Source organism: Aminobacter ciceronei, assembly GCF_014138625.1.
In the GTDB taxonomy this organism is placed as follows: Bacteria; Pseudomonadota; Alphaproteobacteria; order Rhizobiales; family Rhizobiaceae; genus Aminobacter; species Aminobacter ciceronei.
The window spans coordinates 35,903-56,133 of record NZ_JACJHY010000013.1 but is presented as its reverse complement, the minus strand read 5'-3'; the positions used below and the strand labels follow the sequence as shown (position 1 = coordinate 56,133).

General features: G+C 64.6%; 21 protein-coding genes. 11 read left to right on the top strand and 10 right to left on the bottom strand.

The annotated features are described in order from the left end of the window. Window positions 1–95 precede the first annotated feature (95 nt). From mltG to gmk, 3 genes are all read left to right on the top strand, one after another. Entirely contained in the window at window positions 96–1,316 is a 1,221-nt protein-coding gene (mltG, locus tag HNQ95_RS14750) for an endolytic transglycosylase MltG (RefSeq protein ID WP_067964073.1), read from the top strand. A gap of 127 nt (window positions 1,317–1,443) precedes the next feature. Continuing rightward, window positions 1,444–2,334, top strand: a complete 891-nt coding sequence (locus HNQ95_RS14745; RefSeq protein ID WP_182574419.1) for a YicC/YloC family endoribonuclease — start codon at window positions 1,444–1,446, stop codon at window positions 2,332–2,334. Window positions 2,335–2,337: 3 nt separating this feature from the next. Then, window positions 2,338–2,994: a guanylate kinase gene (gmk, locus tag HNQ95_RS14740; RefSeq protein WP_182574420.1), complete on the top strand. Its 657-nt coding sequence runs from the start codon at window positions 2,338–2,340 to the stop codon at window positions 2,992–2,994. Window positions 2,995–3,047: 53 nt separating this feature from the next. On the opposite strand, the gene HNQ95_RS14735 is transcribed toward gmk, so the two are convergent. From HNQ95_RS14735 to lptF, 7 genes are all read right to left on the bottom strand, one after another. After that, complete coding sequence (locus HNQ95_RS14735; RefSeq protein WP_182574421.1) at window positions 3,048–3,389, bottom strand: ASCH domain-containing protein; 342 nt, start codon at window positions 3,387–3,389, stop codon at window positions 3,048–3,050. 26 nt (window positions 3,390–3,415) lie between these two features. Next, complete coding sequence (gene rsmA, locus HNQ95_RS14730; protein WP_182574422.1) at window positions 3,416–4,246, bottom strand: 16S rRNA (adenine(1518)-N(6)/adenine(1519)-N(6))-dimethyltransferase RsmA; 831 nt, start codon at window positions 4,244–4,246, stop codon at window positions 3,416–3,418. Further along, complete coding sequence (gene pdxA, locus HNQ95_RS14725) at window positions 4,243–5,265, bottom strand: 4-hydroxythreonine-4-phosphate dehydrogenase PdxA (protein ID WP_182574423.1); 1,023 nt, start codon at window positions 5,263–5,265, stop codon at window positions 4,243–4,245. The genes rsmA and pdxA overlap by 4 nt, the downstream gene beginning before the upstream one ends. 3 nt (window positions 5,266–5,268) lie before the next feature. Beyond that, a complete protein-coding gene (locus tag HNQ95_RS14720) occupies window positions 5,269–6,204 on the bottom strand; it encodes a peptidylprolyl isomerase (RefSeq protein WP_182574424.1) in 936 nt (311 codons plus the stop codon). Between the two features lie 129 nt (window positions 6,205–6,333). Continuing rightward, entirely contained in the window at window positions 6,334–8,709 is a 2,376-nt protein-coding gene (locus tag HNQ95_RS14715; RefSeq protein WP_182574425.1) for an LPS-assembly protein LptD, read from the bottom strand. 12 nt (window positions 8,710–8,721) lie between these two features. After that, window positions 8,722–9,810, bottom strand: a complete 1,089-nt coding sequence (gene lptG, locus HNQ95_RS14710; RefSeq protein WP_182574426.1) for an LPS export ABC transporter permease LptG — start codon at window positions 9,808–9,810, stop codon at window positions 8,722–8,724. Continuing rightward, a complete protein-coding gene (gene lptF, locus HNQ95_RS14705) occupies window positions 9,807–11,006 on the bottom strand; it encodes an LPS export ABC transporter permease LptF (protein WP_154385087.1) in 1,200 nt (399 codons plus the stop codon). The genes lptG and lptF overlap by 4 nt, the downstream gene beginning before the upstream one ends. A gap of 303 nt (window positions 11,007–11,309) precedes the next feature. Here lptF and HNQ95_RS14700 point away from each other — a divergent pair, with 303 nt between their 5' ends. Together HNQ95_RS14700 and HNQ95_RS14695 are read left to right on the top strand one after the other, a co-directional pair. Next, window positions 11,310–12,818, top strand: a complete 1,509-nt coding sequence (locus HNQ95_RS14700) for a leucyl aminopeptidase (RefSeq protein ID WP_182574427.1) — start codon at window positions 11,310–11,312, stop codon at window positions 12,816–12,818. Between the two features lie 85 nt (window positions 12,819–12,903). Further along, window positions 12,904–13,353 (top strand): DNA polymerase III subunit chi, encoded by a 450-nt coding sequence (locus HNQ95_RS14695; RefSeq protein WP_182574428.1) that lies wholly within the window; start codon window positions 12,904–12,906, stop codon window positions 13,351–13,353. Between the two features lie 75 nt (window positions 13,354–13,428). Here the strand turns inward: HNQ95_RS14695 and HNQ95_RS14690 are convergent, their stop codons facing one another. Continuing rightward, window positions 13,429–13,917 (bottom strand): carboxymuconolactone decarboxylase family protein, encoded by a 489-nt coding sequence (locus tag HNQ95_RS14690; protein ID WP_182574429.1) that lies wholly within the window; start codon window positions 13,915–13,917, stop codon window positions 13,429–13,431. 86 nt (window positions 13,918–14,003) lie between these two features. On the opposite strand from HNQ95_RS14690, the gene HNQ95_RS14685 reads away from it, so the two are divergent. From HNQ95_RS14685 to HNQ95_RS14660, 6 genes are all read left to right on the top strand, one after another. Further along, window positions 14,004–14,684, top strand: coding sequence for a TetR/AcrR family transcriptional regulator (locus HNQ95_RS14685; protein WP_182574430.1), 681 nt, complete (start codon window positions 14,004–14,006; stop codon window positions 14,682–14,684). A 57-nt stretch (window positions 14,685–14,741) separates the two neighbouring features. Further along, window positions 14,742–15,377, top strand: a complete 636-nt coding sequence (locus HNQ95_RS14680) for a hypothetical protein (protein WP_182574431.1) — start codon at window positions 14,742–14,744, stop codon at window positions 15,375–15,377. Continuing rightward, the gene (locus HNQ95_RS14675; RefSeq protein ID WP_182574432.1) at window positions 15,374–16,234 is read left to right on the top strand and encodes a 23S rRNA (adenine(2030)-N(6))-methyltransferase RlmJ; all 861 of its coding nucleotides are present in this window, start codon (window positions 15,374–15,376) and stop codon (window positions 16,232–16,234) included. Before HNQ95_RS14680 ends, HNQ95_RS14675 begins: the two co-directional genes overlap by 4 nt. A 53-nt stretch (window positions 16,235–16,287) precedes the next feature. Then, a complete protein-coding gene (locus HNQ95_RS14670) occupies window positions 16,288–16,731 on the top strand; it encodes a hypothetical protein (protein ID WP_182574433.1) in 444 nt (147 codons plus the stop codon). A 16-nt stretch (window positions 16,732–16,747) separates the two neighbouring features. Continuing rightward, the gene (locus HNQ95_RS14665; RefSeq protein WP_182574434.1) at window positions 16,748–17,527 is read left to right on the top strand and encodes a ribonuclease T2 family protein; all 780 of its coding nucleotides are present in this window, start codon (window positions 16,748–16,750) and stop codon (window positions 17,525–17,527) included. Window positions 17,528–17,637: 110 nt separating this feature from the next. Beyond that, entirely contained in the window at window positions 17,638–18,237 is a 600-nt protein-coding gene (locus HNQ95_RS14660; RefSeq protein ID WP_182574435.1) for a glutathione S-transferase family protein, read from the top strand. Window positions 18,238–18,300: 63 nt separating this feature from the next. Here the strand turns inward: HNQ95_RS14660 and HNQ95_RS14655 are convergent, their stop codons facing one another. Continuing rightward, window positions 18,301–19,176 carry an alpha-1,2-fucosyltransferase gene (locus HNQ95_RS14655; RefSeq protein ID WP_182574436.1) on the bottom strand — a complete coding sequence of 292 codons (876 nt, stop codon included), beginning with the start codon at window positions 19,174–19,176 and terminating at the stop codon, window positions 18,301–18,303. A gap of 379 nt (window positions 19,177–19,555) precedes the next feature. Then, on the bottom strand, window positions 19,556–20,101 hold the full coding sequence (locus HNQ95_RS14650) for a hypothetical protein (RefSeq protein WP_182574437.1): 546 nt from the start codon (window positions 20,099–20,101) through the stop codon (window positions 19,556–19,558). Window positions 20,102–20,231 lie beyond the last annotated feature (130 nt).

Below are 20,231 nucleotides of genomic sequence, written 5' to 3'. Positions count from 1 at the left end.
TTGTGGGAAGGGGCCCCTCGCGGGCCCTTTGCCGTGATTTTTGCCACATTCAAGCCTAGTCTCCCGGCGGGGATTCGACGCAAAGGCGAGGCAAGATGAGCATCAATACGCCAGGGCAGGGAGAGGGCGCACCACGCGCCGCACCGGCCAATCCGGTTTCGGCCAATCCGATCGTTCCAAAGACCGCGCAGGAAGCGCTGCGGCCGGAAGCCGGCACGCCGCCGCCGTCCAAGCGGTCGCGTGCCTCGCGCAACCAGGTCGTCGTGTTCCTCAATTTCATGATGTCGACGGCGGTGCTGGTGATCCTCGCCAGCGGTGCCGCCCTCTATTTCGGCAAGCAGGAATTTGGCGGCGCGGGCCCCTCGACGGTGCCGGCGACCTTCCTGGTCAAGCCCGCCACCGGCGTGGCCGACATCGCCGACCAGCTCGAGCGGCGCGGCCTGATCAGCGACGCCCGCATCTTCCGCATGGGCGTGCGCGCCTATGGCAATGACGGCTCGCTCAAGGCAGGCGAATACGAGATCCAGGCCGGTGCGTCGATGCACGACATCATGGAGCTCCTGAAGAGCGGCAAGTCGGTGCAGTATTCGCTGACCATTCCGGAAGGACTGACCGTCGAGCAGGCGTGGAAACGCATTGCCGAGCAGGAAGCGCTGAGCGGCGACATGCCGACCGAGATGCCCGCCGAAGGCACGCTTGCCGCCGACACCCAGCGCTTCACCCGCGGCCTGACCAGGCAGCAGATCGTCAACAAGATGCTGGCCGACCAGAAGGAACTGGTCGAGACCATCTGGGCCCGGCGCTCGCCTGACCTGCCGCTCGCCGACATCAACGAGTTCGTGACGCTGGCCTCGATCGTCGAGAAGGAAACGGCGCGCGGCGACGAGCGCTCGCGCGTGGCGGCGGTGTTCATCAACCGCCTCAACAAGGGCATGCGGTTGCAGTCCGATCCGACGATCATCTACGGCATCTTCGGCGGCAAGGGGAAACCGGCCGACCGGCCGATCTATCGCTCCGACATCGACAAGCCGACGCCCTACAACACCTACACCATCAAGGGTCTGCCGCCGACGCCGATCGCCAATCCGGGCAAGGCCTCGCTGGAGGCGGTGGCCAATCCCTCGAAGACCAAGGACCTCTATTTCGTCGCCGACGGGTCGGGTGGCCACGTCTTTGCCGAGACGCTGGACGAGCACAACGAAAACGTCGCCCGCTGGCGCGCCTTCCAGCGCAAGGTCGTCGAGGACGAGAAGGCGGCTGACGAGGCCGATCCGGCCAAGAAGGACGCCGCCACCACCAACGCCGTCAAGAAGTAGGAACAGGCCTGCATTGCCCCGCCTGGGGCGCGCGCAGGGCACGCTGCAGGAAGACAGGACGCGCTGCCCGGATGAACCTCTTGAGATGAACCTGCCCAGATGACCCTACCCAAATGACCCTACCCAAATGACCCTACAAAGCATGACAGGCTTCGCCCGCGTGGCCGCCGAGCACCAGGGAACGGCGATCGCCTGGGAGGTGAAGTCGGTCAACGGCAAGAGCGTCGACGTGCGCCTGCGCCTGCCGCAGGGCTTCGAGCGGCTCGAACCGGCGGTCAGGCAGGCGATCCAGAAGCGCTTTTCGCGCGGCAATGTGCAGGCGACCTTGACCGTCAGCCGCACGGCCGGCGCTATGGTGCAGCCGGTCATCAACGAAAATTTCCTGCGCGACGTGGCCGAGCTTGCCACCCGCCTGGTCCAGCAATATGGCGCGGCCCCTGCCAGCGCCGACGGGCTGCTTGCCCTGCGCGGCGTGTTCGACATGCCCGAGGCGGTCGAGACGGAAGAGCAGCGGGCGGCGATCGACGCGGTGATCATGGATGGCCTGGAAAAGGGCCTCGCCGGTCTGGTCGAGGCGCGCAAGGCCGAGGGCGAGGCGCTGCGCGCGCTTTTGTCGGATCACATCGCAACCATCGAGACGCTGACCTTGCAGGCCGAAGCGGATCCATCGCGCGAGCCGGCGCAGATCCGCCAGCGCCTGGCCGAACAGGTGCGGCTGCTGCTCGAGGCGTCCCCCGCGCTCGACGAGACGCGGCTCAACATGGAAGCGGCGTTCCTCGCCACCAAGGCCGACATCCGCGAGGAGATCGACCGGCTGAAGACCCATGTCGCCTCCGCACGCATCCTGCTTGCCGGCGGCGGCGCCATCGGCCGCAAGCTCGATTTTCTGGCGCAGGAATTCAACCGCGAATCGAATACGCTGTGTTCGAAGTCGAATGCCGCCGCAGTGACCGCCATCGGGCTGGAACTGAAGGCCGTGGTCGATCAGTTTCGCGAGCAAGTTCAGAATCTGGAGTAGCGCATGAGCGCCGAGACCCCATCCATCGTCATCAAGCGGCGCGGCTTGATGCTGGTCCTGTCGTCGCCGTCGGGCGCCGGCAAGTCGACAATCTCGCGCAACCTGATCGAGACCGATCCCGAACTGAAGCTGTCGGTCAGCGTCACCACCCGTCCGCGCCGCGGCAGCGAGATCGACGGCGCCCACTATCATTTCACCTCGAAGCGCGAATTCGAGCTGTTGCGCGACAATGACGCGCTGCTCGAATGGGCCGAGGTCCACGGCAATTTCTACGCCACCCCGCGCGAGCCGGTCGAGCTTGCCATGTCGCAAGGGCGCGACATGCTGTTCGACATCGACTGGCAGGGCGCCAAGCAGCTCAAGGAAAAGATGCGCGGCGACATCGTCTCGATCTTCATCCTGCCGCCGTCGATGGGCGAGCTGAAGGCCCGCCTCAAGCGCCGCGCCGAGGACCAGGACGCGGTGATCGAGACGCGGCTGAAGAACGCCCGAGACGAGATCGAGCACTGGGGCGAATACGACTATGTCGTGATCAACGAAGACCTCAACCGCGCCTTCGCCGAAGTCCGCGCCATCGTCGCCGCGGAACGCCTGCGCCGCGACCGCCGGCCCGGCCTGTTCGATTTCGTCTCGAAACTGCTCGACGAAAAGACCTCGTAAGCCCGATCGGCCCCAGGCCGGATCAGACAAGGCCGGATTAGCCCGAGGTTGGATCAGCCGGGAAAGTCTTCACGCCGGCGCGTTTCGGCCGGCGTCAGATGTTCGATGATCTGGACCATGTCGTTCCAGCCGATGTCAGGGTAGTGCTCGCGCATGCCGTCGAGCATGACCTGCTTCGGCCACTCGGCTTCCCGGCCGACAAAGGCGGCTGCCTGCGACAGAGGCATGTCGGAGCAGCGTGTGACCCAGACGATGGCGGTGCTGGCGGCGTCGCCGTCGCAGACATATCTGAGATAGCCGGGCACGATCCTGCTTTCGCGCCATCGGATGGTCGAGGTCTTGTCGCCTGACAGAATGAGCGGGAACAGCCGGGGCACGACGCCGAGCTGTTGCATCCCCCGGCTTTCAGAGCGCATTTGCCTCAGACCGCCTTTGCCAGTGCCACGAATTCCTCGACGCTGAGCGTTTCGGCGCGGCGGGTCGGGTCGATGCCGACAGCTTGCAGCAGCTTTTCGCCGCCCATGCTTTTCAGGCTCTGGCGCAGCATCTTGCGGCGCTGGCCGAAGGCGGCCTCGGTGACCCGGCCCAGCACCTTCACATCGGCCGCCAGCGGCTCCCGGCGCGGCTCCAGATGGATCACCGACGAGGTCACCTTGGGCGGCGGCGTGAAGGCCTGCGGCGGCACGTCGAAGGCGATGCGGGCATCGGTGCGCCAGCCCGCCAGCACACCGAGCCGGCCAAAGGCGGAACTGGTTGGCTTTGCCACGATGCGCTCGGCGACCTCGCGCTGGAACATCAGCGTCAGCGACTGGTAGAAGGGCGGCCAGGTCTCGACGGTCAGCCAGCGCACCAGAAGCTCGGTGCCGATATTGTAGGGCAGGTTGGCGACGATCTTGACCGGCTCACCAGCGGCGAGGCCGGCGAAATCGGTCTTCAGCGCATCGCCCGACACCACCTCGAGCCGGCCCGGATAATGATCGGAAACCTCTTGCAGGGCGGCCAGGCAGCGCTCGTCGCGCTCGATGGCGATGACCTTCTTCGCGCCATGCATCAACAGCGCGCGTGTCAGGCCGCCGGGGCCGGGGCCGACCTCGATGACGGTGACGCCGGTCAGGTCGCCGGCGGCGCGTGCCACCTTGCCGGTGAGGTTGAGGTCGAGCAGGAAGTTCTGGCCGAGCGCCTTCTTGGCCTGCAGGCCATGGCGTTCGATGACGTCGCGGAGCGGCGGCAGGCCGTCGATGCTGGTGCTCATGATGCCTTTGCCTCGCCGTCGGCGAGCAGCCGCGCCAGCTTGAGCGCGGCGATCAGGCTGTCGGGCCGGGCGATGCCCTTGCCTGAAATGTCGAAGGCGGTGCCGTGGTCGGGCGAGGTCCTGACGAAGGGCAGGCCGAGCGTGACGTTGACGGTCTCGTCGAAGGCCAGCGCCTTGGCCGGGATCAGCGCCTGGTCGTGATACATGCAGATGGCTGCGTCGTAGCCGGCACGCGCCCGGGCGTGGAACATCGTATCTGCGGGCAGGGGACCGAAGGCGTCGATGCCTTCCGCCTTGAGCGCGGCGATCGCCGGGCGGATGATGCGCTCGTCCTCGTGGCCCATCGCGCCACCTTCGCCGGCATGCGGGTTGAGGCCGGAGACGGCGATGCGTGGCCTTGATATGCCGAAGCGGGCGCTGAGGTCGCGTGCGGTGATGCGCGCGGTCTCGACGATGGCCTCGGTGGTCAGCGCCTTCGGCACCTCCGCCAGCGCGATGTGGATGGTCACAGGCACCGCGCGCAGTTCCGGCCCGGCGAGCATCATCACAGGGGTGGTGTCGACGCCGGTCCGCTCGGTCGCGAGATGGGCGAGATATTCGGTGTGGCCGGGAAAGCGGAAGCCGGCGTCATAAAGCGGCTTCTTGGCGATCGGGCAGGTGACGACGGCAGCGGCGCGGCCTTCGAAGGTGTCAGCCACCGCACGGTCGATGGCCTCGATGATGCCGGCGGCATTGGCGGTGTCGGGCTGGCCCGGCGTGTCGATGAATGGCGCTGTGAGCGGCACCACGGGCAGGGCTTCCGCGAAGGCTTGCGCAGCACCTGCGGGGGCGGTCTCGACGATGGCGACGTCGACGCCAAGGGCGTGCGCCCGCGCCGCAATCAGCTTCGGACAGCCAAGCAGATAGAAGGGCGGCACGCCGGCCGCCACACGCTGCCGCCAGGCGGCGACAGCGATTTCGGGGCCAATGCCCGAGGGATCGCCCGACGTCAGCGCCAGTGGCAGGCTGCTGGAAGCCACGGCCTAGCGGGTGACGATGCGGGCCTTGGCCCGCAGCTCTTCAAGGTACTTCTTGTTGAGCTCTTCGGCCTTGGCGTCGCCGCCCTTGCCGGTGGCGCCTTCGGCCTGGAAGACCATCTGGGCGACCTTGTCGTCGGAGACTTCGCGCGCGCTGCAGACGCCGATGAACTCGACGCCGCGGTCGGTCTCACGCACCGGCGTGGCACCGCCGGCCTTGAGCTTCTTGATCTGATCGGCCCATTCGGGTGGCAGCTGCGGGGCGATGACGCGGCCGAGGTCGCGCACGGTGACGTCGAGCAGGCCCTTGGCGAATTCGCGTGTCTGGTCGCAGCTGTTGAAACGGGCGCGCATCTGATCGGCTTCGCGTTTGCGCTTGCCGATCGAGCCGCGCTCGGAGGCAGGGACCACGAAGATCACCTGCTGCAGCATGTATTCGGTGGCGCTCGGCTTGGCGCCGCCCTGCTGCAGCATGCGGCGCACTGCGTCCTGCTCGGTCGACATGCCGCCGCCGTCAGCCGAGCGGAAGCGGGCGCCGAGAGCCTGGTTCCAGCCCATCTGGGCGCGGATATAGTCCTTGAAGTGGCTCGATGTCACGCCGGCCTGGCCGAGGATCTGGTCCATCTGCGCCGGCTTGAGCTTGTTGGAGCCGGCGAAGCGGGCATAGGCGTCGTCGACCTGCTTGTCGGAGATGCGGATGTTGAGCCGCTTCATCTCGGCGATGCGCAGCGTCTGCTCGATCATTTCCTGGCCGGCATCACCCTTGCGCTTCTGCAGCTTGAGGAACGCCGCGCGGCGCTGGATGTCGTAGCTGGTGATCGGCACATCGTTGACGATGTACTTGATCTCGCTGGCCTGAGCCGGCGGTGCATAGGCGGTGATCGAAAGCGACGTCGCCGCCACGAGCAGGGCAAGGCCTGCCGAAAAGAGGTGCTTCCGCATAGAAAAAGTCCCGTTCAAACCCCTGATCCGGGCATTGCCCGGATACATCTGCCCCGTCATTGCCGTCTTATGCGGCAAAACGATGTCGGGCCGCCCCGACAACTCAGTGCCGCCGTTCCCGCCGCTGGCCTAGAAGGCGCTCGTCGCGTTGCCGAAGTCGCCGATCGTGCGGAACGAGATGTTGAAGCCGACGGTGCGCGAGACGTCGTCCGGCTTGTTGTGATCGCGGCTCTCGGAATAGGACATCAGATAGGTGAAGCACTCGTCGTCATAAGCGAAGCCGACGCCGTTCTTGACCAGCAGGTCGCCCTGGATGTCGTAGGTGCCGGAGCCGAAGACGCGCCACTGGTCGTTGAAGCGGGCGGTGGCGCCCAGCGTCACTTCGTGGCGGTCGTTGGCAAAGCCGTAGAGCGGCTGCGCCTGGATGAAGGCATAACGCGCCGACACGGCGAGCGGACGGGCGTCGAGGCCGACCTTCATCTCGGCACGGCGGACATCGAACGTACGCTCGTCGAAGCGGCCGCTGACCGAAGCCGAGAAGCCGTTCGGGCTGGCGATGCCGGCGAGCGCGACATAGTCCGACGTGTCGGTCTCGAGGCCGGAATAGGCGCCGGCATTGACCAGGTCGGGTGCGGCAAACGAGTTGTCGCCGGCAAGGTGGTAGGACTGGCCGACAAGCGCGTTGGTGGTCCAGCCATTGTTGAAGCTGCCGGAATAACGCAGGCCGAGATTGGCGCGGGTGCCGCCTTCCATGCGGTCGTAGCCGGAGAACTTGTCGCGCTCGAACAGCGACGCCGCGTCGAAGACGAAGCTCTGCGCATCCTCGTTGGGGATGCCGAGCCCGCCAATGGCGCTTTCGCTCGGGCGGGCAAAGATCTGCGCCATCGGCTCGAGCACATGGGTCGAGCTGGTCGACGAGAACAGCACCGGCCAGCGCAGTTCGAGGCCAAGCGTCGCCATGTAGCGGAACAGCGACGAGCGCACGTCCTCGGCGACGTTGATGCGGGGGTCGGCGGCCATGGTGTTGATGGCGGCGAGCGAAGCGGCCGACGCGTCGACATAGCTGCCGTCGGCGCGGAAGGCGAGCAGCGGCGTCACCAGCAGGCCGCCATCGGTGACGATGGTGCGCTTCCACTGGGCTTCGGCGGTGATGCGGCTCGACGTGCCTTCGATGCCGTGGATCGTCGGGCCGTTCGGCGCCGTCAGGTTGGCATCGAGATCCGAGCGCTGGATGACGCGCGAATTGACGTTGAACGACAGCTCGCCGCCGGCCAAAGGCGCGTCGGGAATATAGGCATAGTCGAGCGACGGCAGCACCCAGGGCTGCTTGTCGGCGCGGGCATTCGGGTCGCTGTCGAGCGCTTCTTCCTGGACCTGGAAGCGCATGGCGCGCAGGTCGAAATAGTTGCGGTCGTTGAGGCCGGTCAGATAGACTTCCGAGCGGTGCGTGCTCTCGGAGAAGCCGTTGATGCTGTAGGTGCGCGAGAAATTCTTGTCCGTCTGGGCAAGGATGTTCCAGCCGAAGGCCCAGCGCGGATTGAGGTCGAAATGGCCCTTGGTGCCGACCATGCCGCGCAGCTTGTTTTCGTCGCCGGTCGGGCCGCGATCGACCGTGTTGAGGTCGAACTTGTCCGGATTCATCTGGTAGATGCCGGCCATCTTCAGGCTGTATTCGCCATTGTTGAAGCGCTGGCGCCACTCGGCCTCGCCGAGGAAACCCTGCTTGGTGTAGCCGGTGCCCTTGACGGTGAGGTCGTAGGTCGGCGAAAGCGCGAAATAATAGGGAACGGACACGCCGATGCCGAGCTTGCTGTTGAAGCTGACACCGGGCATCAGGAAGCCGCTCTTGCGCTTGACCGTCGGGTCGGCGATCTCGAAGGCCGGCAGGAAGGCGATCGGGAAGCCGAAGAACTCGAAATTCGAGTTTTCGAATCGCACCGTCTTCTTCTTGCCGTTCCAGATGATCTTCTGTGCCTTGACGCGCCAGATCGGCGCCTTGTCGGGCTTTGCCTCGCAAGGTTCGCAGGCGGTGTAGACGCCGTTGTTGAAGGTCGTCAGGAAGCCGCCTTCGCGCTTGGCGCTTTCGGCGGCGAAATAGGTCTTGTCGACGGTCTCGATGCGCAGCGTGTTGACGAAGCCGTCGGCAAAGTCGTCGGTGATGTCGATCTCCTGCGAGAAGATCTTGGTGCCGTCCGAATTGACGACCTCGACATTGCCGCTGGCGATCAGCCGCGACGTCTTGCGGTCATAGGTGACGCGCTGGGCGACCAGGCGGTTGCCGGCATAGTCGATCTGCACGCCGCCCACCGCAGTGACGGTGCTGGCGTCGTTGTCATAAACCAGCGTGTCCGCCTCGAGCAGCATCTGCGCGCCTTCCGGCACGCTGGGTGCGAGGTCGGCGACAGTCTGCGCGAAAGCAGGTGCGGACGGCAGCGCGACCGCAAACAGGCACGCGAGCGCGGTTGCGCCCAGAAGGCCTGCCATATGGGCCCTGCGGTTGGCCATTGCGCCCCTCAACTAACCGTCCTCTTTATAAAGCAGGAACGTCACCCCGAAAAACATTGCGACCACTACTGGAAACCACGCCGCAATATAAGTCGGCACGAATCCCGCATTGCCAAATGCTTTGACCAGAACCGAAACGACATAAAGCAGAAAGCCGGCGACGACGCCACCCAGAATCATCGTTGCCGACTGCCCCATACGTGCAAATCGCATCGACACTGTTGCAGCAATGAGCGTCATTGCAACCAAAAGGAAGGGCAGGGCGACAAGTGAATGAAATTGCATGGCGAATGCGTTGGCCCTGAGGCCGAAGGAACGCGCCACTTCGATCTTCGACGGCAGCTCGAAGAAGGGAATCGTTTCGGGCCGCGCCAGCCGTTCCTGCACGAATTCGGGCTTCAGGTTGGTGGGCACCTGATCGACCGGCTGGGAGGTGAAATTCTTGCCGCCCTTCATGCTGCGGACATTGACCAGTTCCCAGTAGCCGTCACGCAGATAGGCGCGCTCGGCGTCCTTGCGTTCGACCATGTCACCCTTGTCGTCGAAGATGAAGAACACCGCGTCCGACAGCTCGAGACCCTGGTTGAGCACGGCGCGGGCGCCGATGATGACTTCGGTGCCCTCGGCCTTCTGGCGCAGCCACGGCGCCGAGAACGCCGAGACCGAATTGGACTGGCGCGAGCGCAGCTCGGATTCGATGGTTTCGGAATGCGAGAAGCCGTAAGCGGCGATCGGGTTGAGGATGCCGACGGTGACTAGGCCGAACAGCAGCGCGCCGATGCAGCAGGGCAACAGGAACTGCCAGGCCGAGATGCCGGCGGCGCGCGCGATCACCAGCTCATAACGCCGGTTGAGCGAAACCAGCGTCGCCATGGCGCTGAACAGTGCCACGAACGGCACGGTCTGTTGCATGATCATCGGCACGCGCAGCGCCGAAACGGTCATCGCGATCGAGAACTTGAAGCCGGGCAGGCCGCCGACATTGCTCGAGAATTCGGTGACGTCGATGATGAAGATCAGCGCGTAGATGCCGATGAAGAACCACGTCGTGATGACGGCGTAGCGGATGAGGAAATAGCGGCCAAGCGTCCAGCCCATCATGCCGCTCCCTGACCCGAAGCGCGGCCGGTGATGCGTTGGCGGAAGGCGGTGAAGCCGTCGCGCAGCCGTGCGGCTGCCGCTGCCATGCGGTCGGCGACCGAAACCGGCAGCTCCATGCTGCGGTGGTTGCGGATGAACCACAGCGCAAACAGCGAGGCGCCGATCGGAATGGCGTAGACGACATAGCCGATCCAGGCGAACGCTTCGGCCTTGCTGTTGGCGAAGAAGCCGAGCCAGCGGAAGAACAGGGCGATCGCCACCGTGGTGACAAGCGGATGGATTCGGGCCTCGCGGTGCGAGCGCGCGTCGCCGGCAACCGCAAGTGCGATGAAGGCGAAGGCGATCGAATAGAGCCAGTCGGAGAAGCGGCGGTTGAGCTCGGCGTCGAACAGGCGCGGGTTGCGCTGGTAGAATTTGTCGCCGTGCTGCGGCTGCATCAGATAGGACGTCGAGCGGTCCTTCGGCTGCATGGTCACTTCGTTGGCGGCAGCGGAAAACTCACTGAGATCAAAGGCATAGGAGTCGAAGCTGATGACCGAGACTTCGCCGCCCGGCGCCTTGCGGTGGATGACGCCCTCATTCATCACCAGCATCTGCTTGTTGTTGCGTTCGATGAACGAACCGTCCTTGGCATAATAGACGAGGTCGACATTGGGCTCGCGCGAATCGGCGACGAAGATGCCGCCCAGCCCGCCATTGGGCAGGCGCTCGCCGACCTGCACGAACAGGCCGTCGTCGACCTTGCGGAAGGTTCCTTCCTGGATGATCAGCGACAGAAGGTCGGCGCGCGAGGTCGCGATCAGCTCGCGGTTGCGCTGGCGCGCCATCGGGTTGGCGACGTTGTCGACGATGAAGGAAAACATCGCCGCGCAGACCGCGAGGATGATGATCGGCCGGATGACGGTGAGCCGCGAGGCACCGGCGGCATTGAGGATCACCAGCTCGGAATCGCTGTTCATCGTGCTCAGCGTCAGCGCCACCGCGATGATGACGGCAAACGGCACGACGATAGGAATGACCGTCGGCAGGATCAGGGCCGCGACCTCGAAGAAGGTCAGCGCCGACTGGCCGCTGTCGGTGACGAGGTCGATGCGTCCGAGGACCTGGGTGGTCCAGACGATCGCCAATGTCCACGTCAACGCCGCGATGAAAACCGCGAACGCACGACGCAGAATGTAGCGCTCAACAACCTTCATCGATGATCAGGATTCCGTGTTTCCGACTTGGCCGGCCGACTGTCGTCGCGTGGCCGGTGGGTGTCCAAACTATAGTCCAAGGCATGCCGGCACAACTGCCGTCAGCACCGCCAACACTTTCTCCCGCCATTCGGACTCTCCTAGCCAATGGCTAAGAAACGCCGAACGGAAGTGGTTAACACGAGGTTTCCGAACAATTTTCAGCTTTAATCATATCGGGCCAACATGACGGGAGGCTTGCCAAACCGGCGAAAACGACGAAATGTCGCGCACCATCTGAACGGGATCCGAAAGCGGGATATCATGACTTCTAAGCCGTCGATCAGTTTTGCCAGGCCGGGCACGCCCAAGAAGGGCACCGTCATCGTCTTTTCCGCAGACGAGGGCGGGCTGAGCGATGCGGCGCGTGCCAACGATCCGGCCAAGGCGCTCGATCGTGCTTTTCCCGTCGCTGATTTCAAAGGCAAATTCGCCGGCGTCGTCGAAGTGCTGGCGCCCGAAGGCACCGCGGTCGACCGTCTCGTCGCGATCGGTACGGGCAAGGCGTCTTCGCTCGACGACTATGCCTGGCTGAAGCTCGGCGGCGTGGTCGCAGCACAGCTGCGCAAGGCAACCGAAGTGGCCGTGATCCTCGACATTCCTGATGTCGATGCCGATGGCGCGGCCGCGGCGGGCATTGCTTCGGGCATCCTGCTCAGGAGCTACAGCTTCGACAAATACAAGACCAAGAAGGACAATGGTGACAAAGGGGGCGACGGCAAGGCCGAGGACAGGAAGCCGGCCCGGATCACCATCCATTGCGCCGATCCGGCTGCCGCCAAGAAGGCCTTTGCCGACGCCGAGGCCGTCGTCGGCGGCGTGCTGCTCGCCCGCGACCTGGTCAACGAGCCGGCCAACATCCTCGGCCCGGTCGAGTTCGCCGCCCAGGCCAAGGAACTCGAAAAGCTCGGCGTCAAGGTCGAGATCCTGACCGAGAAGGAGATGAAGAAGCTCGGCATGGGCTCGCTGCTCGGCGTCGCCCAGGGTTCGGTGCGTCCGCCGCGTCTGGCTGTCATGCAGTGGAACGGCGGCAAGGCCAAGGACAAGCCGATAGCTTTCGTCGGCAAGGGCGTGACATTCGATTCGGGCGGCATATCGATCAAGCCGGCCGCCGGCATGGAAGACATGAAGGGCGACATGGGCGGTGCTGCCGCCGTCACTGGCCTGATGCAGGCGCTCGCCGCACGCAAGGCCAAGGTCAATGTCGTCGGCATCATCGGCATTGTCGAGAACATGGTCGACGGCAATGCCCAGCGTCCGGGCGACATCGTCACCTCGATGTCGGGCCAGACCATCGAAGTGCTCAACACCGACGCCGAAGGCCGCCTCGTGCTGGCCGATGCGCTGTGGTACTGCAACCAGCGCTTCGAGCCGAAATTCATGGTCAATCTGGCAACCCTGACCGGGGCGATCATGGTGGCGCTCGGCCAGAGCCACGCCGGCCTGTTCTCCAACAATGACGAGCTCGCCGAGCGCCTGACCGCCGCGGGCACGGCGACGCAGGAGAAATTGTGGCGCATGCCGCTCGGCTCGGACTACGACAAGCTGATCGATTCCAAGACTGCCGACATGAAGAACATCGGCGGCCGCTTCGGCGGCTCGATCACCGCCGCGCAGTTCCTGCAGCGCTTCGTCAAGGACACGCCCTGGGCGCATCTCGACATCGCCGGCACCGCCATGGGCGCGCCGAGCAGCGAGATCAACCAGTCCTGGGGTTCGGGTTACGGCGTGCGGCTGCTCGATCGCCTCGTCCGCGATCACTACGAGGGCTAAGGCCGAAGCCCAGGCAACCGCGCCTCGTCAGCGCGGTTGCCTGGAAGCTTCACCCGCGACTGGAATTGGGGCATAGCATTGCCTCATGGCTGAAGTCCTTTTCTACCACCTGACCGAATCGACGCTCGAGGATGCCTTGCCGGGCCTGCTCGAGCGCAGTCTGCAGCGCGGCTGGAAGGCGGTGGTGCAGTGTGGCAGCGAAGAGCGCCGCGACGCCCTCGACCAGCATCTGTGGACTTTCCGCGACGATTCGTTTCTCGCCCACGGTAGCGACCGCGAGGCGCACGCCGCCGACCAGCCGGTGGTGCTGACGGTGACGGAAGCCAATGCCAACGCCGCCGAGATCCGATTCCTCGTCGATGGTGCTGCGCCGCCCGACATCACGCCCTATCAGCGGGCGGTGTTCCTGTTCGACGGCCACGATGCCGCCCAGCTCGAAGGGGCGAGGGAACACTGGAAGACGATGAAATCGGGCGGCCACACGGTGACCTACTGGCAGCAGGGTGCCGACAAGCGCTGGGAGCGCAAGGCCTGACGGCCAGGCGGGCGCGGCGCACAAAAAAGCGCGGCGCACCTGACGGGCCGCCGCGCCGCTGCCGAAGCCGGTAGGTTACTTGGCAGCGCTCATCTCGCCGCCAAGATCCTTCTTGAAGGTCTCGAAATCGACCTGCATGCCGTTGAAGATGGTGCTCCAGTGGCGTGTCAGCGCCGCCATGGCGACGGCTTCCTGGATCTCTTCCGGCGAAGCACCCGCCTGTTTGGCGCTCTCAGTGTCGGCCCAGATGCAGTAGCTGCACGGGATCTGTGCGGCCACCGCGAGCGAGATCAGCGCCTTGGTCTTCGGCGGCAGGGCGGTCTTGTCGCTGAGCTCGATGGCCTTCAGTTCCGCCCATGCGCCGGGCAGACCCGCTTTGGGGAACTGTTTGATGAAGGCGGGCACTGTGCCCATCGTCTTCTGGATGTCCTTGACTGTCGCGTCATAGTCGTCGGCAACAGCGGGCAGGGGCATTGCGGCAAGCGAGATGGCAAGGCTAGCTGTACCGGCCAGGACCGTCATCGAGCGGCGGAACGAGGCGAAGATGGATGCATATGCGGGCATGACTTCCTCCTCTGGATCAATTTCCCCTTACGGTGTAAGGTATGCGAATTGATGATCCTTACACTGTAAGTTGTCAAGGCGAGCGGATGGACAGGGCGATCAACAAAAAGCGAGCGAAGCTGTCGCGCGACATGATCGAGCGGGCCGCCTTCGAGGTCATCGAGCGTGAGGGCATGGGCGGCTTTTCGATGCGCAAGCTGGCGCAGGCGCTCGGTTGCGAGGCGATGAGCATCTACCATCACTACGCCTCGCAGGCGCATCTGTTCGAGGCGCTGGTCGAAAGGCTGGTCGGCGAGTTGCAGATCCCGCCGCGTGAACTGCCCTGGCGGCAGCGGGCACGGGCTGTCATGGGCGACTTCCGCGCCATCGGGCGGGCGCATCCGGCCTTCGCGCCGTTCCTCGTCACCTACCGCATGAATTCGCCCAAATGCCTGGCCTGGCTCGACGGCGTGCTCGGCGTGTTCGAGGATGGCGGCTTCGGCAAGGAGCGCGCCGCCCGGCTGTTCCGCGCGGTCGGTTATTACCTGATGGGGGCGATCCTCGACGAGACGGCAGGCTACGCCAGGGGCGCCTCGGCGGTGACCACTGTCGATGACGAGCAGCTGCGCCGTGATTATCCCAACGTCGCTGCGGCCGGCCCGTTCTTCAGCGTGGTCGCCTTCGACAAGACCTTCGACCTCGGCCTCGACATGCTGCTCGACGAGATGGAGCGGGAAGTAGCCTCCAATGGCCGGGCGACCCTTTCCGCCACGCCGCAAAAGCCGTAGTACGAAAAAATCGTCCGGTCGGGGCGATTGCTGTTTCGGTCCAGAGTAACGAGCGACATGCGGTTCCTGTTTCTGATCATCCTGCTTGCCGGCACCGCGCTTGGCATCCTCTATCCCTGGGCGGCGACCAATTTTGCCGGCCGCGAGATCGGCACTTACCGCGCCTATGACCGGTCGGGCGGCTATCGTCCGGTCGAGGTCGCGCTGGCGTCGAGCGATGCGCCGGTGCGTGTGCTGGTGGATCTGACCACGCTGGCGCCGCCGCAGGTCAATCCGGCAAGTGCCGTCTTGACCATCACCGCCTCGACGCGCGGCCAGACCGTGCTGGCCGAGGCGCTGAATTTTTACGACACCACGCCGCGCGAGCGCAGCCCGCAATTGCCCGACCCGGTGTTCCGCGACGATGCCGGGCTGATCCGCGAAGTCCAGCCGGGCAGCTATCGCTTCGTCATCGAGCAGGGCGACGCCGACAACGTCCAGATCCAGCGCGTCGATCTCATCTTGCGGTCGGGCGGCCTCGAGGTCGACCAGCGGGCGCAACCGATCGGGCTGTCGCTGATGGCCATAGGCTTTGTCGGCCTGGTGCTGTCCTTGCGCCGCAAGAAGGACAGCCGGCCCGACAATCCCAATTCCCAGCCGCCCAATTCGCCGCCTCCTGCGCCGCGTTGGGGCAGGGACGCCGACAGGTCATGAACTATCGCCACGCCTATCATGCCGGAAACTTTGCCGACGTGGTCAAGCACGCCGTGCTCGCCCGGCTGGTCGACTATCTCAAGCGCAAGGACAAGGCGTTTCGCGTCATCGACACCCATGCCGGCATCGGGCTCTACGACCTCGGATCGGAAGAGGCCGAAAAGACGGGCGAGTGGCATGACGGCATCGGCCGCCTGATTGAGGCCCGATTGCCCGCTGACGCCGCAGCTCTGCTGGCGCCCTATCTCGACGCCGTCAAGGCCGTCAACGCAGAGGGCGGCATCTCGCGCTATCCCGGCTCGCCTGTCATTGCGCGGCATCTCATGCGCAAGCAGGACCGCCTGTCGGCGATCGAACTGCACCCCGAGGACGCAAGGACGCTTGCCCAGCACTTCGAAGGCGACTTCCAGACCCGCGTCACCGAGCTCGACGGCTGGCTGGCGCTCGGCGCGCATCTGCCGCCCAAGGAAAAGCGCGGCCTGGTGCTCGTCGATCCGCCCTTCGAGATCGGCGGCGAGTTCGAGCGGCTGGTCGAGGGCCTGAAGAAGGCGCACCGGCGCTGGCCGGGCGGCATATTCGCCTTGTGGTATCCGGTCAAGGACCGTAAGGCGGTGGCGGCGTTCCGTGAGGCGCTTGGCGATGCCGGCATCCCCAAGATCATGGACATCGAGTTCTACATCAGGCCGCCCTCGGCCGAGCCGCGGCTCGACGGCACCGGCATGGTGGTGGTCAACCCGCCTTACCAGCTCGAAAGCGAGCTCAACACCATGCTGCCGGCGCTCGGCAAGCTGCTGGCCGAAGGCCCCGGCGCGCGCTGGTCGGTCGAGTGGCTGGCGGGCGAAGACTCCGCTTCTTGACCGCGAAGCGGCGACACCGCAAACTGCGCCCCACAAGCCTTGGAGTGGGAACCATGAGTCGCGTCGCCAGCACCATCTTTGCCGTCATGATCGGCCTCGGAACGGCCCTGTCGGGCGCGGGCTCCGCCCAGGCAGCCGACCTCTCCGTCGGCGCCGACTATTCCGATCCGGGCATCTGCGGCAACGCTGCCGTGCTCAACCGCATCACCAGCCGCTTCAGCTATCAGGTCCGCCACGTGCCGAACCTGCCGCAGGTTGCCATCACCGACTTCCAGCGCATCCACGAGCACCGCTACGAGCCGGCCGACGAGAACCATCCGATCGGCCGCCGCTATTGCGGCGCGACTGTGGTTCTGTCCGATGGTGCTGACCGCGACATCTGGTACCTGATCGAGGAGGGCATGGGCTTTGCCTCGATCGGCGACAATGTCGAGTTCTGCGTCTCGGGCTTCGACCGCTGGTATGTCTATAACGGCCGCTGCCGCGTCCTGCGCTGAGGCGAGCCGGGCTGACATGATCCGCAATTTCGTAAAGGCCGCGCTGACAGCTGCGGCCTTTGCCTTGCTGGCCGCCTGTGCGCCGGCCGAGCAGTCACAACCCGCCGACAAGGCTGAAACTGGGGCTGCCGACAAGCCCGTCACCGCGCCTGCCGGCAAGCCCGCCACCGGGGCTGCCGACAAACCTGCCACTGGGGCGCAGCAGGCGGCTGTCCCGCGTGGACAAGGGTTCGACTTCTATGTGCTGGCTCTGTCCTGGTCGCCGAGCTATTGCGAGGCCGAGGGTGAGCAGGCCAACGGCCAGCAATGCCGCGCCGGCCGCCCCTATGGCTTCGTCGTGCATGGCCTGTGGCCGCAATATGAGCGCGGTTATCCCGAGAACTGCCCGACAAACATCAGCGACGTATCAAGCGACAGGCTGCGCGGCCTCTACGACCTGATCCCCTCGGCCGGCCTGATCCGCCATCAATGGCGCAAGCATGGCACCTGCAGCGGGCTTGGCCAGGACGACTATTTCAAGGTCTTGCGGGCGGCCCGCGACAGAATCGAAATTCCAAAGGAATTCAAGAGCCTGGCCAGCTATCGCACGCTGGCGCCCGGCCAGGCAGAGCGCGCCTTCCTGCAGTCCAATCCCGATATGCCGGCTGATGCGGTCGCGGTGACCTGCGACAGGCGCTATCTGCGCGAGCTGCGCATCTGCCTGGGCAAGGATCTCGCCTTCCGCGCCTGTCCCGAGATCGACCGCCGCGCCTGCCGGCTCGACAAGGTGGTGATGCCGCCGGTGCGCGGCCGCTGATTTTTGCCCCTCATTCTGGCGAACTCCGATTCTGGCGCCCTGATTCCGGCAGCCGGATGTTGCCGGAACAGCACGTGCTGATATGGTCGCCGGCGCAAAAGGGGACCTCCATGCCGAAACTTTTCTATTCTCCCGCTTCGCCCTACAGCGGCAAGGTCCGCATGGCGGCCGCTTATGCCGGTATTCCGGTTGTAACAGTCACCGTCGAGACCGGCCCGCAGCCGGCGCTTTTGACCGACGCCAATCCGCTCGGCAAGATCCCGGTCTGGATCACAGATGACGGGCAGAGCATCTATGACAGCCGCGTCATCACCCAGTATCTGAACCGGCTGTCCGGCAACAAGCTGTTCCCGCGCAACGCCGACAAGCGCCTCGATGCCGAACGCCTGGAGGCGCTGGCCGACGGCATCTGCGATTGCCTGCTCGCGATCGTCTACGAACGCCGCGGGCGTCCGGAAGAGATCATTCACCAGCCCTGGATCGACAAGCAGTGGTCGAAGGTGACGCGCTCGCTCGACCTGCTCAACGCCAATCCGCCGAAACTGCCCAAGGCGATCACCACGGGCCAGATCGCGCTCAGGGCGGCGATCGGCTATCTCGACCTGCGCTTCCCCGGCAAGTGGGAAAAGGGCCGCCCGCGCCTCAAGCGCTGGGCCGCCCGCTTCGACGAAAAATTCCCCGAGCTGAAGGCGATCGTCCCGCAAGGCTGAGAGCCTGCGGCCGGACGCGGTTGCTCAGCCCTTGTGCTCAAACCTTGTGCTCGGGCCTGGCGCTCAGCCTTGATTGGACAAGGGCAGCCAGCCATCGGGCAGGATGTCGGGATTGCTGACCGTGGGATCGGCAAACCACGCCGCCGGCCCGATGACGATCTTGTCGGGCGACGGGTTGAGCCAGGCGCCCCACCAGGAAAAGCTCGAATTGGCGATGATGTGGTGGCGGCAGGCGCTCATCAGGCGCATGTCCTCATAGTCGGCGTCGCGGCCATTATGGCCCATCACCCGTTTCTCGACCGGGAAGGCGAGGTTGTCGCGGGCCCAACTGGGATCGTCCGAGAAGACATAGATGACCGGCTCCTCCGTCATCTTCGCGATCATCTGATCCACGGCCTTGGCGTAATACTGCTTGGAGCAGGCGGCAAACAGCGCCTGGTTCTCCGGCAGAAGATAGTCGCCGCGCCGGACATGCAGCGAGATCGCCGGGCAGGCGGCGATGGCCGCGAGGTGTTTGGCGTTGTCCGGGCTGGGCGGCGTGACGATGCGGAAATCGTTGGCGATGGTGTCGATGCAATCGGCGAAATAGCGCTGCGACTGCCAATAGCCGTCGAGCCAGAGATTGCTGCGCGGGACAAGCATGCCGGCATCGAAGCCGAGGCCGTTTTCCCTGACCCGGGTCGGGAACCGCCCCAGCGCGTGCCAGAGATAATAACGCAGCCGCTCTTGCCTCCGCCGTGGCGGCAGCGTGCCTGAGGTGACGGCCGGGCCGATGTTGAAATGGCCGAGCCGGAAGCTCACCGAGGGCGAGCTGTCGAACCACCTGGTGTCGAGCACAAGCGCGCTCCGGCTGCGCCGTGCCATGGCGCGTCCCATGGCGAACTGGAACATCTGGTTGCCAAGGCCGCCATAGATGCTGGTGACGATTTGCTGTGTCATCGGTGTAGGCGGCCCGCTGCGAATGATTGCGCTTAGTGCCAGCGGCGGCCGTGGAAATCAAATTCGGATGGGCTGATGTAGGGCTGGTGCGTGCCGCCGTGGCGATCTACGTGGCCTATCGCATCCCATGGGAGACGGTGTCGTCGGCGACGTGGCGCAAACACTTCCTAGGCAGGGGGCGCTCGCCGGGGTTTGATTGGGCAGCGTGGAAGCGCGCCGTGGTCGACCGGTGGGGCGTTCAAGGTCGACGTCAAGAATGCGGACACTGCCGACGTACATGGCATTGCCATAGCCGGCGAGGCCACACAGACATTCAGGATGATGAAGGCGAGGGCGGCCTGATGATGCTCTGTGTTTCAACGCCGTCATCATTCGGATGCTATTGCTGCCTCATACCCTGGAAGCTTTTTTTGTATCCGTGACCATTGAAAGTCCACACCCATTGCAAAAGCAGATGCCACCAGGGAATGCGAAGAAACTGACCTTTATCCAATTCCAGGGCACCCGCTGCATCGTTGTAAGCCTTGGCGTCGACTGCTCGATACGTTGGAGGTTCGTCCGCTGCGAAACGGATCATCTTAGCTTGCCACTCCGCGCATTTATCGTCGCTGGGGTCGACGGTCTGTTCGATATCTGCCAGCAGATTGTAGTAGTCTCGTTGAAGGGACTGATGGTCCCGTGCCGAGCGACCAAAATCAAAGACTAATTGAGCGGCACCTACGGCAGCGACAGCAACGCCGACAGGAACCTGGTCTATGCCATACTTGCTAAGCAAGTCTCCGACAGCCGCAGCACCCAACATGACAACCGCGAAATTGAAAATCCTGTTCCACAGTTCAAAGAAACGTCGTCTCGCCGTGTGATAGAGCGCATTTCTAAGCGCATTGAAACGCAGATTTTCAACGTCTCGGAACATTCCCGTCACTTGCCATCTTTTGGAGGCTTGGCCGGCTTTTCACGGCGATCCGCAGGTTGTCGAACGCCTATCGACATTCCGCGAGCCTTCAAGTCTAGCTGGGCTCCCGCAGCACTCGCTACTCGCGATTTGCCGTTCT